We start from the raw sequence: 16,368 nt of genomic DNA, 5'->3' as shown, positions 1-16,368 counted from the left end.
ATCAGGTGCCGTTGCGTAGGCGACGAAGGAGCAAGCAACGGCACCTGATCGACGGGACCGGCGGGGCCGCGAACTCGAGCGCGCCAGCGCTCCAACAAACACAGCCGCGAACTCGAGTTCGCCAGAACTCCAAGTTACACAGCATATTTCCCGCAATCGACCTACTCTGGATGACATGCGCAGGTCGTCATTGCCGCCGGTCGCATGCCGGGTCGCGGAAACTCTCATCGCCCGCGGGCACCACGGCGTCATCGTCTGCCCCGAGACGCCGGCTCCCACCGCGGCCGACGCCGCCCGCGCCATGGGCGCCCAGCCCACCGCGATCCTCACCGCCCAGGTCTTCCTCCTCGACGACGATCCCGTCCTGCTCCTGGTGGCCGACCATCACCACGTGGACCTCGCCCGCACCGGCAAACGCCTCGAGGGCACCCTCACCCCCGCCCCCACCGCCCTGGCCGAACGCATCACCGGCCAGCCCGTCGACGGCACGGCCCCCCTCGGCCACCCCACCAACCTCCCCACCTGGGTGGACACCGCCCTCGCCGCCCACCCCGAAGTCTGGGCAGCGGGCGGCCACCCGAACACCGTGTTCCGCACCAACTTCCGCGAAATCATCCGTATCACCGCGGGGCTGCCGATTGATATCGACTGAATTCGGCTTCCCATCCCGACCGTGTGAGTTGGATCAAACGGACACAGCGACCGTGAGGACGCGCGCCGGACGGGCGTAAGTTGGGGGCGGTGGGCGATGTGCAACCTTCTGAGACCGGACTGGTAGTTCCCGATGATCTGAGCGGGATAACGGCTGAGCAGTATCGGGCCTCTATGCGGCACTATCCGGCCGGCGTCACGGTGGTGACGCTCGGAGCCGAGAGCGGACCGGTGGGGTTCACGGCCACCTCGTTCGCTTCCCTGTCGCTCGAACCGCCACTGGTGTCGTTCAACATCGCGCACACCTCATCGAGCATCGACGCGTTGCGAGCCGCGGACTCGGTGGTGATCCATTTCCTGGGCGAACACCAACAACACCTGGCCCACCGCTTCTCTCGGACCGCCGCCGACCGCTTCACCGACCGCGCCCTCTGGACCACCCTCGACACCGGCGAACCGGTCCTGCACGGCACCCCGATCTGGCTGCGCACCACCCTCCACAAACTCATCGACCTCGGCGACCACACCCTCGCCGTAGGCCTGGTCACCCGAGTCCACGACCAAACCGAAGAGTCCCCCTCCGCAGCCCCGTTGCTCTACTACAACGGCAAATACCACCGCCCCACCGCCCTCGACACCTGATCAGAGCGTCTGTGTAGGCCGGTGACCCACCTGCCACAGCTAGGTTGGTCCGATGAGCGAGGAATACGACTGGTCGTGGTTGCGCGCCGGTGTTCCGAGAATCGACCTGGACACGTATTTGGCGATGCCGGAAGACCTCGCTCGGGTAATCGAGGTCAAAGACGGCCTGCTGGTGCATCGCGACTCACCTTCGCCGAATCACATCGCCAGCGCCGACGTGATCAAACAGTCCCTGCGGGAAGCGATCCGGAAACGCGCCACCGGGCAGCCCTGCCTGAAGGCCAGCGGCGAACTGGACATGCTGGTCTCGGAGGTTCCCTTCAACTTCCGCCGCCCCGACGCCATTGTGTACCGCTGCATCGAAGACCCCCGCGACAAGTGGAAAACCAAGCCGACAGCAGGCGACACCCTGCTGGTCGTCGAAGTGGTATCACCGGCGACGGTTACCGCCGATTGTGTGGATAAACGAGCGGAATACGCCCGCCTGGGAATCGAGCAGTACTGGATCGTCCGCATGGAGAACAACGACGGCCGCGTGAAGTCCATCGAAATCCTCCGTCTCAACACCGCGGGCGTCTACGTCTCCACCGAAACCCGCTTCCGATCCCACAGCCCCACCGCGATCGCGATCACCGATCCGCTCGACGTCACCATAACCTGGAACGCCCTCGACGCGGATCTCGACTGACCTGATCGGAAACTTGTCTCCATGAGTGAGTTTCGGGTGACCGGCATCTTCCCGGTCAGCTTCAGACCGGACCCGTTTGTCGTCGGCCACGCGATCGGCAATTTCGACGTCGGCGGCGCTGTCGAGCTTCGGCGGGCGGGCAAGGTCATCGCTCGAGGAGTCCTTCGAGCGTTCGAAATCCGTCGCTCCCCGAGAGGCGAACTCTCGTTCGCCTTCTCGGATGAGATTTCCCAGCACGTCAGCGTCGGGGACGTCGTTCGTTCGATGGATACCTGATTACCCCTACTCGCAGGCCACTCCATCCTTGTTCCGGTCGAGCTCTGGTCGGTAGCCGGGTTCACCGATGTGGATCGGGGCGGCACCGGCAGCCCTGGCTGCGTCACAGTTCTTGTAATAGGCGCTGGCGGGCGCCGGCGCTTCGGGCTCCGGGACGGCTGCCACCCGCGGGGCGGGGAGGTCGACGGTGGTGGTCGGCGCGGGGACGATGACCGGCGGTGGAGCCGGCGCCGCGATCGTGGTGGTGGGTGCGATGGGTGCCGGCGGGAGATCGATCGTGGTGGTCGGGGCGGCGGACGTCGTGGTGGTCGGGGCGGCGGTGGTCGTCGACGGCTTTGCCGTGGTCGATGATGCGACGACGCGGGTGGTCGAGGTGGGTGATGTCCGCGCGGCCGGTGAGGGGTTGTCGTCACTGAGACCGGCGACGACCGAGAGACCGAGCACGCCGGCGACTCCGATCCCGGCCAGCAACGGCCAACGCCGCTTCTTTTCGGGTCGGCGGGGCGGACGAGCCCACGGGTCGGGCGGCTGAGTCGGTCGAGTCACGGTGTCCCCTTTGATTGTCGGGCAATCTCGGGGGCTTCATCGCGACGGGTTCGACAGGCGTTACCCAGCTGAGAGGCAGTCCAAACCTGGAATTTCCGAGAAGCGGTCCGTCGGGTTCTCGGACGGATACCACTCGACGGAAAACGAATATCGGCCGCCGAGAGCAGGTCTCGACGGCCGACGTTCGGCGAATCTCGCCTGTGACGAGTTCAGCCGATCAGGCAGGGGGCGGCGCCTTCGGGGGAAGAGGCGCTGAGGGGACGGGTTTCGGGGGTCGGGTTCCAGTGCCCGTCGGTGGCGGCGTAATTCCAGGCGGGGCCTTGGCTGACCAGGGTGGCTACCGCGCTGATCAAGCGGTCTACATCGGCGGCGGTGGTGCCGAGGCCGATGCTGGCTCGGAGGGCGGCGTCGAGGCCGAGGCTCGCGAGGAGGGGGTGCGCGCAGAAGCGGCCGTCGCGCACGCCGATGGCGTGTTCGGCGGAGAGGTACGCGGCGACTTTGCCAGGGGCGATATCGGCGATCGTGAAGGCGACGATGCCCACACAGTCGGGGCTGTCGGACCAGATACCGACCAGGTCGACGCCGGGGATCGCGGACAGGCCGTCACGCAGCCGGTCGGCCAGAAAGCGCTCGTGCGCGACGAGTTCGGTGGGATCGATGGCAGCCAGCGCATCGCAGGCAGCAGCAATAGCGGCCGCGCCGAGGACGTTCGGCGAACCGGCTTCGTGCCGCTGCGGCGCGCACGCCCATTCGACCTCTGTCACACCGACATTGCGCACCGCACCACCACCGGCCAGGTAGGGCTCACCCTCGTCCAGCCAGTCGCGCCGGCCGACGAGCACACCCGAACCGAACGGCGCGTACAGCTTGTGCCCGGAGAAGGCGAGGTAGTCGATCCCGGTTTCGCGCAGGGAGATCCGGCGATGCGGAGCCAGCTGCGCGGCGTCGACGAGGATGCGCGCACCACAGAGGTGGGCGATGGTCGCGAGCCGTTCCAGCGGCAGCACCTCACCGGTGACGTTGGACGCGCCGGTCACCGCGAGCAGCGCGGCAGGCTTGCTGCACAGCTCGGCGACGACACGCTGAATCGTCTCCTCGACTGTGGCGGCGGCCCGCACGACGCGACGACCGTGCTTCGCCCACGGCAGGAAGTTGGCGTGGTGCTCGATATCGAGTACCACGGTCTCCCCCGGCACGCACCCGGCCAGCAGGTTCAGCGAATCGGTGGTGTTGCGCGTGAACACCACGACCTGGTCGTCGTCGGCGTCGAGGAACCGGGCAACGGACCCCCGCGAGGCCTCGTAGCACTCGGTGGAGATCCGCGAGGCGTATCCCGCGCCCCGGTGCACGCTGGCGTAGAACGGCAGCAACTGCGAAATCCGGTCGGTGACCTGCTTCAACGCCGGCGCACTCGCCGCGTAGTCGAAGTTGGCGTAGGAGCTGGTACCGCCCTGAACGAGCGGAACCTGCAGGTCGGCACCGGAAACGGCGGCGATGGCACAGGTGGGGTCGATTACAGCAGTCATGACGAAATCCCGTCGGCTCAGGGACCCGCTCCTGAAGAGGTGGCCCGCGCTTGCCGCGCCCAATTCGGACGTCAGCCTGGTCGTCACCCGGAGCACCCCACCGCGGAGGAGGGTTGCCGACCAGCAAGCCGGGGCTGAACGCTGGTACTCGTGACCTGCAACGAGAGTGACAGACGACCACCGGACCTGTCAACCACCGATCGCCGGCGCGCTCGGAGCCGACCCCGGCCACGCACGAGATCTCCCGGTTCGGCGCGGCGGTCGGACCGTCGCGACCCGCAGCGGGAAATCGGTTGTCCACGTGCGCTTTCCTTTGCGACACTCCGGTGATGCCTGCCTTCGCCGATTTCGACCGACGCCACTACCCCACCGTCGATGTCGCCACCGGCTACGACGGCTGGGCCGACACCTACGAGCGCACCGTGATGGACGAGATGGACTCGGCGCTGCTGGATCGGCTTCGTCGCCCGGATTGGGCGGGAGTGCGCCAGGCGGTCGACCTGGGTTGCGGGACGGGGCGAACCGGCGCGTGGTTGCGCAGCCGCAGTAGCGCCGAGATCGACGGCGTCGATCTGAGCGCGGGAATGCTGGCCCGTGCCCGCGTACGCGGTGTACACCGCACACTCACCAAGGCCGACGTGTGTGCCACCGAATTACCCAGCAGCACTTACGATCTCGTGATCTCCTCGCTGATCGACGAACACCTGCCGGACCTGCGCCCGTTCTACACCGAGGCCGCGCGGCTGGCTGTCCCAGGAGCCACGTTCGCCCACGTCAGCTACCACCCACAGTTCATGATGGTCACCGGAATGCCGACGCACTACACCCCGGCTGGGGGCGATCCGATCGCGATCAGCACCCACCTGCACCTGCTGAGCGAGCACATCACCGCGGGCACCGACGCGGGCTGGGTCCTCACCGAAGCGGCCGAGGCCCTGGTGGACGACGCCTGGCTCGCGGCGAAACCCAAATGGGCCGACCTGCGCGGCCACCCGTTCACCATGGCGCTGGTCTGGACGCTCGGCATCGCATAGGCACCGAGCCGCACGCTTCGAGGCACGCCCGACGCGAAGGGAATCGCCCATGAGGGGGCGTGGCGGAACTAGCATCCGACGAAGGGAATCGCTGCGCTGAGGGCTCGGCAGATCAATGTGGCGCTGCGGGTGGGGTCCGATGTCAAACCGGTACACAAGGGGTGAACTTTGCCCGTGATGGACGCCGTACGATCGAGTGAAGCGAAAATAGTCCACGTAGTTGATCGGAAGAAGACCATGTCACACGCCTTGAGCTCCACTTCGGCGGACGTGAGCGCCGATCTACCCGACGAATTCGTCCACCTGGCCAGGTTGGCGCTCGCCGGGCGCGAGCAGGACGTCGCGATGTTCGTGCGCCGGGCCGCGCGCCGCCACCGGCATGCCAGTCCCGAACTGGCCGATGCGCTGATCGCCCTGCTGCGCCAGAACCCCACGCGCGCCAATCCCCTACGCGCGGAAGTGGATACGCCGATTCCGGTCGACGGCGACAGCCGACTGCCGCTGCTGCGGGTGATCCCGCCCGGTTCCACCGCCGAAGTGCCGATCCTGGCCGCCGAAACCTATGACGTGCTCACCCAGATCGTCGACGAACGCAGGCAGGCCGACCGGCTGGCCGCCGCCGATCTGACTCCGGCCGGCAGCTTGCTGTTCGTCGGTCCGCCCGGTGTCGGCAAGACGATGGCCGCGGCCTGGCTGGCCCACCAACTGTCGCTGCCGCTGGTGGTCCTGGACTTGGCGACCATCATGAGCAGCCTGCTCGGCAAGACCGGCACCAACCTGCGCCATGCCATCGACTACGCCAAGCAGCGGCCGTGCGTTCTGCTGCTCGACGAGCTCGATGCCATCGCCAAGCGTCGCGACGACGATCGCGATGTGGGCGAGTTGAAGCGACTGGTGACGGTGCTGCTCCAGCAGATCGACGACTGGCCGACCGGCGGGGGCCTGGTCATCGGCGCGACCAACCACGCCGATCTGCTGGATCCGGCCGTGTGGCGGCGCTTCGATGTGAGCGTGGAGTTCGCGCTGCCCGAGGCCGAGCAACGCTGCGAGGCGATTCGCCGATTCGCCGGGCAGCCACTGCCCGACGGCGCGGTGGACGCGGTGGCGCTGGCATCGAAGGGCTTGTCGTTCAACGATATCGAGCGCGCGATGTTGCGATTGCGCAGGCGTTGCGTGCTCGAGGACCAGCTACTGCCCGGGCTGATGGCCGAGCATTCCGCGCGACTGGCAGCTGAACTTCCCAAAACGGATCGGTTACGGCTGGCACAGACGCTGACGGGCGTGTCAGGCTTGTCTCAGCGCCAGATCAGCGCGCTGACGGGGGTGTCGCGCGACACCATTCGTGGTTTCACGCATCGACGGGAATAACGTGGCAGCTGGGGGGATTCACCGGTGGCGGGACCGCGATTTCTGATCGGCTTCGGTGAGCGACTCACCGCGCCCATCTCTCCCAGCAGATCGGGCGGCTCGCCGCAGTCCCCGTACACGGTGGCGCAGGCGCGAGCCCGACTCGCGCCGATGCTCAGCGCGGCCACCTCGAGTGCGGACGCGTTGCCGAAGACGGCCTGCCCGGAGGACGAGACGGTCACGGCGGTCACTCTGCATCCGCAGTACCTGTCCAAAAGTGGTTATCCCACACGACTTCTCACATCGATGCAGTTGGATCCACTGGGCAGCAGGCCGGTGGCGATCGCGCCGGAGCACGGCCGACCACGGGCGAGCACCCTGCTGTTCCTGGCGACGACCCGCGTCAATCTGCAGTTGCTCACCGCGCGGATCAATGCCGACACACCGCTGGGCGGCGCCGAGATCGGAATCGTCAGCCTGGCGGAATTCCGGCTCAACAATGCCGCCGACAGGCTCAGACTCGCAGCGCAACCGCGTAATTCGGAGACCGTCGCCGAATTGGTGCTGCACTCCGATCGCGACATCGCCCTGCAGGGTCTGCTCGACTTCTCCCGCGATCTCGATCTCGACGTGGCCATCGACCGCCGACTCGACAACGGTGGTCTGGCCTTCGTCCCCGTCACCGGAACCCACGCCGCCATCGCCGCGCTCGCCGGCTACTCCTTCACCAGGGTGATCCGCCGCATGCCGCGCATGCGCACCCAGCTCGGGCGCGACACCACCACCAGGACAGCGCTGTCGACGTTCCGCCCGGCCTTGCCGACGGCCGAGCCGACCGACCGGGAACTCACCATCGCGGTCTTCGACGGTGGCATCCCCGCACGCACCCCGCTGACCCGCTGGGTCGACGCCCACACCTTCGCCGACAGCGCCGCGCCGCAGCGCACCTATCTCGACCACGGCCACCGCGTCACCTCGGCGCTGCTGTTCGGCAGCGTGGACCCTGTCCAGCCGGTCCCGGTCCCCTACGGCTACATCGACCACTATCAGGTGCTCGACGAGGACACCGACGACGACCAGTGCGAGCTGTACTCGGCCATCGAGCGCATCGATACCGTTCTGCGCCAACGCAAATACGAGTTCGTCAATGTCAGCATCGGGCCCGAACTCCCCATCGAGGACGACGAAGTGCACGCCTGGACCGCGTTCTGGGACGACTACCTGAGCGACGGCACCACGCTGGCCACCATCGCGGTCGGCAACAACGGCGAGGCCGACAAGCCGAGTGGCAATGCGCGCGTGCAGGTTCCGGCCGACAGCGTCAACGCGCTCGCGGTCGGTTCGTCGGATCGGGTGGGAGCGCAATGGAATCGCGCGCCGTACTCCGCGATCGGGCCGGGCCGCTCCCCCGGCACCGTGAAGCCCGACCTGCTCGCCTTCGGCGGCAGCGATCACGAACCGTTCCACGTCGTCGAACCGGACGGCACCGCTGTTCCCGACTCCGGCACCAGCTTCGCCGCCCCGATGGCCCTGCGCGCCGCACTGGGCGCCCGCACCCTGTTCGGCCCGAAACTCGGTGCGCTCGACCTGAAGGCCCTGCTCGTGCACACCGCCGAAAGACGCACCAGTTCACCGGATTCCGACTCAGGACACGGCCGTATCGCCGCCACCCTGGCCGACATGGTTCTGTGCGGCGACGGCGAAGCCAGAGTTCTCTATCAGGGTGAGCTCACCCCCGCGAAGTACCTGCGCGCCCGGATTCCGCTCCCCGCAGCGCTTCCCGCCGGGATGGTCCGCATTCGGGCGACCCTGGTCTTCGCTACCCCGGTCGACCCCGCCGACCCGGGCAGCTACACCCGCAGCGGCCTCGATGTCACGTTCCGTCCGCATGACGAGCGGTTCGCCGAACCGACCAGAATCCACCCGGATTCGGCCCCGTTCTTCCGCGCGACCGAACTCGATCCCGAGGCCGTGCTGCGCCGTGACTCCCACAAGTGGGACACCGTCTTGCACGCCGAGCGGAGCAAGCGCGTCAACAGCCTGCGCAACCCGGTCTTCGACATCCACCACACCGCCAGGGAATCGGGCCATCCCGCCGTCAACGCACAGCCGATCCGCTACTCGATGGTGATCACCGTGCGCCACGCCAAGGTCGACGACCTGTACGAGCGGGTGCTCAGCACCTATGTCACCCAGCTCGAAGCGCTCCGCCCGACGATCGAGATCCCACTCGATGTCTGAGTTCCCAGCGGAGATCTTCGTCGACCCGATCGCGGCGCGGCGGCTGAGTTGTCAGAGCGTATACCGGCTGCAGCACCTGGGCGCGCGGCTGTTTCCGTGGCAGGAGGAGACGTTCACCGAGATCCTGCTCGGCCATCTCACCGGGGTCGACTACCGCATCGACGCGCCGTGCCCCGATTGCGTGCCGCCGCGCCGGTGCACGTCGTGGGGGTCGGCGACGCAGGCGACGGGATCGGGTGGCCTCCGGCTGCTGACCCGGCCGGAGGAGGGCGGCAACCGGGCCCGTGGCAGGCGTGGAGTCGGTGCGGATTTCATCTACAGCGTGCAGGACCCTTCAGGTGCCAGCGAAGTGCGGTTACTCATCCAGGCCAAGCGGGCCAGACAAGGTGAACCGATCAAATCGGCTGCTCTACCTTCCGCGCAGCGAGCCGACCTACAGGACGCCGCAGCGCATTTCGGCGCCACCGCGTACTACCTGTTCTACGCCGAGTCCGAGTCGGCGCACGTCGGCCACCTCACCCGCTGCGCCGAGCACACCAGCCCCTCGGATACCTCGATCGTGATCGTCCCCGCACAGGTCCTCACCCGCGCGTTCGACGAGGACAAGCGGGGTTCGATCGCGGCGGACCTCGTCTTCGCGCTCGGCCGCACTCTGCTGTGCCTGGACGGTTGCGCCCCCGCACCGGGCCTGTCGGCCTTCGACCGCGTCCTCGGCTTCGTCCGCGAGGACAATCCCGGCTACCAGCCCGTGGACCCGGCAACGCGACTGCCCGGCACGCCCGCCGTCACCGTCGTCGGCACCCGCGCCAAACCGCCCCGGCGGCCGCCGTCACGCCGCGTGACCCGCGCGGGCCACCAGGTCGGCGACGGCGAGATCCTGTGGGTCGACCTGAGCGCCGCCGACCGTTGGGCACAGGCGGGCAGCTCCTCGCACATCACGGAGCCCAGCTGGTACGACGGCGTCGACGCCGACCGATTGCGCGAGCGAACCAGCAAGTACTGGCGACTCGCGCTGCACCGGGCTGTCGCGGTGCGGTACGTCGCAGCCTGGGCCGACGGTGAGGTTCGCGCGGTCTACCGCGTCCTCGACGATTCCCTGGTCATCCACCACGACCACGGCGGCAAGATCTCGTTCGACCTCGCCGATCTCGATCCCGCATCGAGCATCCACGCTCAGGTCCGGCGCCGCGCCGAGACCTATCAATCCGGGCGCTCGCCACGCGCACGCAACGTGGTCGGTTACCCCTGACCGATTGCCCCCGAGTTGCCTGATCACACCCAGTTTCCAACCATCTATGCACCCCATGATGGACACCCAAGATGATTGGGCACCTCCACTATTTGCTAGAGTTCCCTCTCATGTCCACGAACACGAACTCCGTCCGCGGCCTTCCGCGCTACCCGGTGTACGCGCTCGGACGGCTCACCAAGGCGCTGCACGCCGAGATCGGCGTCCCGTTGCGCGATCACTGGGTGCTCACCTTCATCGAGGAAAACGCCGACCTGACGCAGAAGAAGGTGGGCGACGCGCTGGGTATCGACCGCAGTGAAGTCGTCCGTCTGATCGACGCGCTGGAACGCGCCGACCTGGTAGAGCGCACCCGCGACGGCAAGGATCGCCGCAAATACCGGCTGCGGATCACCGAGGCCGGGCGCAAGCAGTGCAAACGCACCGACAAGCTGATCGCCGAGGCCACCGCCCGCGTGCTGAGCGGCCTGGATGAAGACGAACAGCGGACGCTGCACCGGCTGGCGGTCACCGCCCTCGGCGAATTGCCGGAATCACCGTCGTGAACAGCGCCGACGGCACGCCTTTCGCTGCCGTCCGGCAACACCCGCACCGAGTACCGTTGGCATCTGGTGACCATCCTGTTTGCCCTCCGGTAACCCGCTCATGAAACAACAGACACCACCGATGGGGGTCAACCGATGAGAGGTGGACTGAGCACGATGCTCGAGCCACACACTGAGGTACCGGCGGTCCTGCGCGACCCGCTGTTGCGCGCGGATCTCGCCGCGCCGCCGCGCACCCTGGTCGACATCCTGACCAGCACCGCCCTCGCACACCCGGACGCACCGGCCATCGACGACGGCACCGTTGTGCTCAGCTACATGGAACTGATCGCCACGATCGAGGCCAGGATGGCCGAGCTCACCGAGGCGGGCGTACGACCGGGCGACCGGGTCGGCGTGCGGATGCCCTCGGGCTCCGCCGCGCTGTACGTGACGATTCTGGCTGTGCTCTACTGCGGCGCCGCCTACGTGCCCGTCGACGCCGACGACCCGCAGGAGCGAGCCAGGCTCGTCTTCGGCGAGGCGAGGGTGAGCGCGATCGCCACCGGCGACGGCATCGAGTCGGCCACCACGGCCACCGGCGACCACGACTGGAACACCCTGCCCACCCCCGCCGACGACGCGTGGATCATTTTCACCTCCGGCTCCACCGGCACCCCGAAAGGGGTTGCGGTAACCCATCGCAATGCCGCCGCCTTCGTCGACGCCGAGGCCCGGCTCTTCCTGCGAAAGGCCCCGATCGGCCCCGGCGACCGGGTCCTGGCCGGCCTGTCGGTGGCCTTCGACGCCTCCTGCGAGGAAATGTGGCTGGCCTGGCGCAACGGCGCCTGCCTGGTTCCGGCGCCGCGCGATCTGGTGCGCACCGGCGCCGACCTCGGCCCATGGCTGATGCGCCGCGAGATCAGCATCGTCTCCACGGTGCCGACGCTGGCCGCGACCTGGCCTGCCCAGGCGCTGGAATCGGTGCGACTGCTGATCTTCGGCGGCGAAGCGGTACCGCCGGAGCTGGCCGAACGGCTGACCGGCGCCGACCGCGAAGTGTGGAACACCTACGGGCCCACCGAGGCGACCGTGGTCGCCTGTGCCGCGCTGCTCACCGGCGAGATGCCCGTCCGGATCGGCCTGCCGCTCGACGGCTGGGACCTCACCGTCGTCGACCCGCAAGGCAACCCGGTGGGCGAAGGCGAAACCGGTGAACTCGTGATCGGCGGCGTCGGACTGGCCCGCTACCTCGATCCGGCCAAGGACGCCGAGAAGTACGCGCCGCTGCCCTCCCTCGGGTGGGAACGCGCCTATCGCAGTGGGGATCTGGTCCGCAACGACCGCGAGGGCCTGATCTTCCTCGGCCGCGCCGACGACCAGATCAAGATCGGTGGCCGCCGCATCGAACTCGGTGAGCTCGACAACGCGCTCCAGCATCTGCCGGGTGTCAGCGGCGCGGCTGCCGCGATTCGAACCACCAAGGCCGGCAACAAGATTCTCGTCGGCTACCTCACCGGCGCCGGTCCTGATTTCGATGTGAAGAAGGCCAGAGAGATTCTGGCCGAACAACTTCCGGCTCCGCTGGTGCCGCGACTGGCTGTCGTCGCCGACCTGCCGACCCGCACCTCCGGCAAGGTCGACCGCGACGCACTGCCATGGCCGCTGCCGTCGACCGACGAACCCGAGACGGGACTGTCCGGCACCGCGGCGTGGGTGGCGAACCTGTGGGACGCGATCCTCGGCACCCAGCCCACCGATCTCGACGCGGAATTCTTCGATCTCGGCGGCGGCTCACTGTCGGCGGCGCAGCTCGTCGGCGCGCTGCGCGAGCAGTACCCGCACGTCACCGTCGCCGATCTCTACGACCACCCGCGGCTCGGTTCGCTGGTCGAACTGCTCGACGGCAGCGCACCGGTCGCGGCCGTCGACGTGCGCGTCGTGCAGCCGACGCCGGTGCGCGCCCAGATCGCCCAGGTGCTGGCCACGATCCCGCTGACCACCCTCACCGGGTTGCAGTGGGTCACGTGGCTGACCGTGGTCTCGGGCATCGCGGGCTGGTCGGGTTCGCTGCCGTGGCTGCCACGCCTGTCCTGGTGGTGGATTCTGCTGGCGTTCGTGCTGTTCATCTCGCCGATCGGCCGCATGACGATCTGCGTGGCGGGCGCCCGAATTCTGCTCGCCGGACTTCGGCCCGGGTCCTACCCGCGCGGCTCGGCCGTGCACCTGCGTCTATGGGCCGCCGTACGCCTGTCCGAGGCCAGTGGCGCCGAAAGCCTGTCCGGCGCACCGCTGATGGTTCCGTTCGCTCGCGCGCTCGGCGCCAAGATCGGCAAGGGCGTCGACCTGCACAGCCTGCCGCCGGTCACCGGCATGCTCGAACTCGGCGACGGCGCCAGCGTCGAACCCGAGGTCGACCTGTCCGGCTACTGGGTCGACGGCGACATCGTGCACATCGGCGGTATCACCATCGGTGACGGCGCGGTGATCGGCGCCCGCTCGATCCTGCTGCCCGGCACCAAGATCGGCAAGAAGGCCGAGATCGCCCCGGGCTCCGCCGTCTCGGGCAAGGTCAAGGGCGAACAGGAATGGGCGGGTTCGCCCGCCACCAAGACCGGGAAGGCACCGCGCCGCTGGCCCGACCACTCCCCGGAACGCGCCAGGCACTGGCTGGTCGTGTTCGGCCTGTCGTCGATGGTGCTGGCCGCGATGCCCGTGTTCGGCCTGGCCGTCGGCGGCACTTTCATCGCCTGGTGGGTCCGCGAGGAGACCACGATCAGCGCCGCCGCCCTGCACGGTTTCGCCATCCTGCCGCTCGCCACGCTGCTCAGTCTCGGCGTGTACGCCGTGGCGACCGTGCTCGCGGTGCGGCTGCTCAGCATCGGTCTGCGCGAGGGCTACCACCCCGTGCGCAGCCGGACCGGCTGGCAGGTGTGGGCCACCGAACGCCTGCTCGATTCCGCCCGCACGTTCCTGTTCCCGCTGTACGCCAGCCTGCTCACCCCCGTCTGGCTGCGCCTGCTCGGCGCGAAGATCGGCAAGAACGTCGAGGCGTCGACCGTGCTGATGCTGCCCAAGTTCACTGTGATCTCCGACGGCGCGTTCCTGGCCGACGACACCATGATCGGTAGCTACGAGCTCGGTGGCGGCTGGCTGCGCATCGGCGAGTCCAAGGTCGGCAAGCGCGCCTTCCTCGGCAATTCGGGGATGACCGCGCCCGGTCGGCGCGTGCCCAAGAACGGTCTGGTCGCGGTGCTCTCGGCCGCGCCGAACAAGGCCAAGGCAGGCTCGTCCTGGCTGGGCAGCCCGCCGGTGCGGCTTCGTCGCGCGACCGAATCCAGCGACACCTCGCGCACGTTCGATCCGCCGCTGCGGCTCAAGCTGGCCCGTGCCTTCGTGGAGACCTGCCGGTTGATCCCGGTGATGGTGACCTTCGCCATCGGTCTCAGCGTGCTGCTCGTACTCGCGTTGATCGCTCAGCACACCGATTACCTTGTCGCGGCTCTTGTCTCAGGTCTCGTACTGATGGCCGCGGGCGCTGTCGCCGGTGCCATCGCGGTGGCCGCCAAGTGGTTGATCGTCGGGCGGATTCGCGCGGTGGAGTACCCGCTGTGGAGCTCGTTCGTGTGGCGCAACGAGGTCTCCGACGCCTTCGTCGAGACCGTCGCGGCGCCGTGGTTCGCGCGGGCCGCCACGGGTACTCCCGTCATGAATCTGTGGCTTCGCGGACTCGGTGCCAAGATCGGCCGCGGGGTATGGTGCGAGTCCTACTGGCTACCGGAGGCGGACCTGGTGACACTCGGTGACGGCGCGACCGTGGAGCGCGGCTGCGTGGTGCAGACACACCTGTTCCACGACCGCATCATGTCCATGGACACCGTGACACTCGATGCGGGCGCCACCCTCGGCCCGCACTGCGTCGCCCTGCCCGCCGCCCACATCGGGGCGGGCGCCACCATCGGCCCGGCGTCGCTCGTCATGCGCGGCGACGTGGTTCCGCCGTCGACTCGCTGGTGGGGCAATCCCATCGCGCACTGGACCGATCCCGCCTCGACGCGGGAGTCGAGGCAGCGCGGAGCCGCCTGATGCGGAGCAAGTTCTACGAGGACCCCATCGACGCGTACCTGCCGCAGAACGGCAATCGCGGCTACCGCGTGTCCCGCTACGAGCTGGAGCTGAGCTACCGGCCCGCCAGCAACCGGCTCGCCGGGCGTGCGGTGATCATCGCGGTCACCACTGCGGTGCGGCCGTGGTTCACCCTCGACATGTCGCAGGCATTGATGGTGTCGAAGGTTCTCGTCAACGGATCGAAGGCGGTGAAATTCGTCCATCAGCAGGGCAAGCTCGCGCTCACGCCGCAGCAGAAGATCCCCGCCGGTGGCGTTCTCGAGATCACCGTCCACTACTCGGGCACCCCCAAGCCGGTGCGCGGCCCGTGGGGCGAGGTCGGCTGGGAAGAGCTCACCGAGGGCGCGCTGGTGGCGAGCCAGCCCAACGGCGCCGCGTCCTGGTTCCCGTGTGACGACCACCCGAGTTCCAAAGCCTCCTACCGGATTTCGATCACCACCGACAGCCCGTTCTACGCGCTGGCCAACGGCACCCTGGTCGGTAAGCAGGCCAAGGCCAGCCAGACCACCTGGGTGTACGAGATGGCCGAGCCGATGGCGAGCTATCTGGCGACGATCCAGATCGGCAACTACCGCAAGTACCGGGTCGGCGCCGTCGGTGAACCCGTACCGATGCACGCGGTCATCCCGCCACGGTTACGGGCGAGCTTCGAACACGACTTCGCGCGTCAGCCCGAGATGATGGCCTTGTTCACCGAGCGGTTCGGGCCGTACCCGTTCGACGACTACTCCGTGGTCGTCACCGACGACGAGCTCGACATCCCGATCGAGGCGCAGGGCATTTCGATCTTCGGTGCCAACCATTGCGATGGCAAGCGCGGCGCGGAACGTCTTGTCGCACACGAACTCGCGCATCAATGGTTCGGCAACAGCCTCACGCTGAAGCGGTGGCAGGACATCTGGCTGCACGAAGGTTTCGCCTGTTACGCGGAATGGATCTGGTCCGAAGCGTCCGGTGGACCGACCGCCGATCAGCTGGCGCGGGCGGCGCGCGCGAACCTGGCGCGTCAGCCGCAGGACATCATCGTCGGCGATCCCGGACCCAAGGACATGTTCGACGACCGGGTCTACAAGCGCGGGGCGCTCACCCTGCACGCGCTGCGGCTGGAACTACGCGACCATCTGTTCTTCGAGCTGATTCGCGAATGGACCGCGCGCTTCCTGCATTCCTCTATTACTACGGAGGAGTTCGTCGACCTGGCCGGTCATTACAGCGTGGCGCCGTTGCGTGGGTTGTTCGCGATCTGGCTCGGGACCAAGCCGCTGCCGCAACTACCGCCGCTGGGCGGGCAGGCGCATCAGAACACCAGATAGCGCTGGGCCAATTCCTCGATGAGCGGATCGTCGGCCTGCACCATCTCCAGCGCCTCGAGATCGTCGGCGACCGAGATGGTCCTGGCGTCGTCCTGCTCGGGGTCGGGTCCGTCCTGGGCGAGCTGACGCTGCAACTTCCGCCGGACTCTGTCTTTCAGTGAATCGCCCATATCTCCAGGGTGCCCGGTAATCAGCTCGCGAAT

General features: G+C 67.9%; 14 protein-coding genes and 1 riboswitch. Of the genes, 11 read left to right on the top strand and 3 right to left on the bottom strand.

Going from position 1 to position 16,368, the window contains the following annotated elements; translation table 11 throughout:
• The first annotated feature begins 175 nt into the window (after positions 1-175).
• The 4 genes from ACWDXS_RS28440 (at position 176) to ACWDXS_RS28425 (ending at position 2,257) form a co-directional block, all read left to right on the top strand.
• Positions 176-652, top strand: a complete 477-nt coding sequence (locus ACWDXS_RS28440) for a YbaK/EbsC family protein (RefSeq protein WP_378996456.1) — start codon at positions 176-178, stop codon at positions 650-652.
• Positions 653-825: 173 nt separating this feature from the next.
• Positions 826-1,293: a flavin reductase family protein gene (locus tag ACWDXS_RS28435; protein WP_378638843.1), complete on the top strand. Its 468-nt coding sequence runs from the start codon at positions 826-828 to the stop codon at positions 1,291-1,293.
• 52 nt (positions 1,294-1,345) lie between these two features.
• Positions 1,346-1,981, top strand: coding sequence for a Uma2 family endonuclease (locus ACWDXS_RS28430; RefSeq protein ID WP_449970233.1), 636 nt, complete (start codon positions 1,346-1,348; stop codon positions 1,979-1,981).
• 36 nt (positions 1,982-2,017) lie between these two features.
• Positions 2,018-2,257 carry a hypothetical protein gene (locus tag ACWDXS_RS28425; protein ID WP_449970230.1) on the top strand — a complete coding sequence of 80 codons (240 nt, stop codon included), beginning with the start codon at positions 2,018-2,020 and terminating at the stop codon, positions 2,255-2,257.
• Positions 2,258-2,263: 6 nt separating this feature from the next.
• Here ACWDXS_RS28425 and ACWDXS_RS28420 read toward each other — a convergent pair whose 3' ends face one another.
• Together ACWDXS_RS28420 and ACWDXS_RS28415 are read right to left on the bottom strand one after the other, a co-directional pair.
• Positions 2,264-2,803, bottom strand: a complete 540-nt coding sequence (locus tag ACWDXS_RS28420) for an excalibur calcium-binding domain-containing protein (protein ID WP_449970227.1) — start codon at positions 2,801-2,803, stop codon at positions 2,264-2,266.
• Positions 2,804-3,012: 209 nt separating this feature from the next.
• On the bottom strand, positions 3,013-4,329 hold the full coding sequence (locus tag ACWDXS_RS28415) for an aminotransferase class V-fold PLP-dependent enzyme (protein WP_449970225.1): 1,317 nt from the start codon (positions 4,327-4,329) through the stop codon (positions 3,013-3,015).
• A 41-nt stretch (positions 4,330-4,370) separates the two neighbouring features.
• Positions 4,371-4,485, bottom strand: a riboswitch (SAM riboswitch).
• Positions 4,486-4,658: 173 nt separating this feature from the next.
• On the opposite strand from ACWDXS_RS28415, the gene ACWDXS_RS28410 reads away from it, so the two are divergent.
• From ACWDXS_RS28410 to ACWDXS_RS28380, 7 genes are all read left to right on the top strand, one after another.
• Entirely contained in the window at positions 4,659-5,363 is a 705-nt protein-coding gene (locus ACWDXS_RS28410; RefSeq protein WP_449970222.1) for a class I SAM-dependent DNA methyltransferase, read from the top strand.
• Positions 5,364-5,600: 237 nt separating this feature from the next.
• Positions 5,601-6,731, top strand: coding sequence for an AAA family ATPase (locus tag ACWDXS_RS28405; protein WP_449970219.1), 1,131 nt, complete (start codon positions 5,601-5,603; stop codon positions 6,729-6,731).
• A 24-nt stretch (positions 6,732-6,755) separates the two neighbouring features.
• Positions 6,756-8,951 carry a S8 family peptidase gene (locus ACWDXS_RS28400; protein WP_449970216.1) on the top strand — a complete coding sequence of 732 codons (2,196 nt, stop codon included), beginning with the start codon at positions 6,756-6,758 and terminating at the stop codon, positions 8,949-8,951.
• Positions 8,944-10,200, top strand: a complete 1,257-nt coding sequence (locus ACWDXS_RS28395; RefSeq protein ID WP_449970213.1) for a hypothetical protein — start codon at positions 8,944-8,946, stop codon at positions 10,198-10,200. The genes ACWDXS_RS28400 and ACWDXS_RS28395 overlap by 8 nt, the downstream gene beginning before the upstream one ends.
• A 110-nt stretch (positions 10,201-10,310) precedes the next feature.
• On the top strand, positions 10,311-10,745 hold the full coding sequence (locus tag ACWDXS_RS28390; RefSeq protein ID WP_378996442.1) for a MarR family winged helix-turn-helix transcriptional regulator: 435 nt from the start codon (positions 10,311-10,313) through the stop codon (positions 10,743-10,745).
• Between the two features lie 156 nt (positions 10,746-10,901).
• On the top strand, positions 10,902-14,810 hold the full coding sequence (locus tag ACWDXS_RS28385) for a Pls/PosA family non-ribosomal peptide synthetase (RefSeq protein ID WP_449970209.1): 3,909 nt from the start codon (positions 10,902-10,904) through the stop codon (positions 14,808-14,810).
• Complete coding sequence (locus tag ACWDXS_RS28380; RefSeq protein WP_378996437.1) at positions 14,810-16,165, top strand: M1 family metallopeptidase; 1,356 nt, start codon at positions 14,810-14,812, stop codon at positions 16,163-16,165. Before ACWDXS_RS28385 ends, ACWDXS_RS28380 begins: the two co-directional genes overlap by 1 nt.
• On the opposite strand, the gene ACWDXS_RS28375 is transcribed toward ACWDXS_RS28380, so the two are convergent.
• Entirely contained in the window at positions 16,150-16,335 is a 186-nt protein-coding gene (locus tag ACWDXS_RS28375; RefSeq protein WP_378996435.1) for a hypothetical protein, read from the bottom strand. The two genes, ACWDXS_RS28380 and ACWDXS_RS28375, sit on opposite strands and share 16 nt — an antisense overlap.
• Positions 16,336-16,368 lie beyond the last annotated feature (33 nt).

The organism is Nocardia sp. NPDC003183 (genome assembly GCF_053590715.1).
The sequence above is the reverse complement of the archived record's forward strand: the minus strand, read 5'-3'. Positions and strand labels throughout refer to the sequence as shown.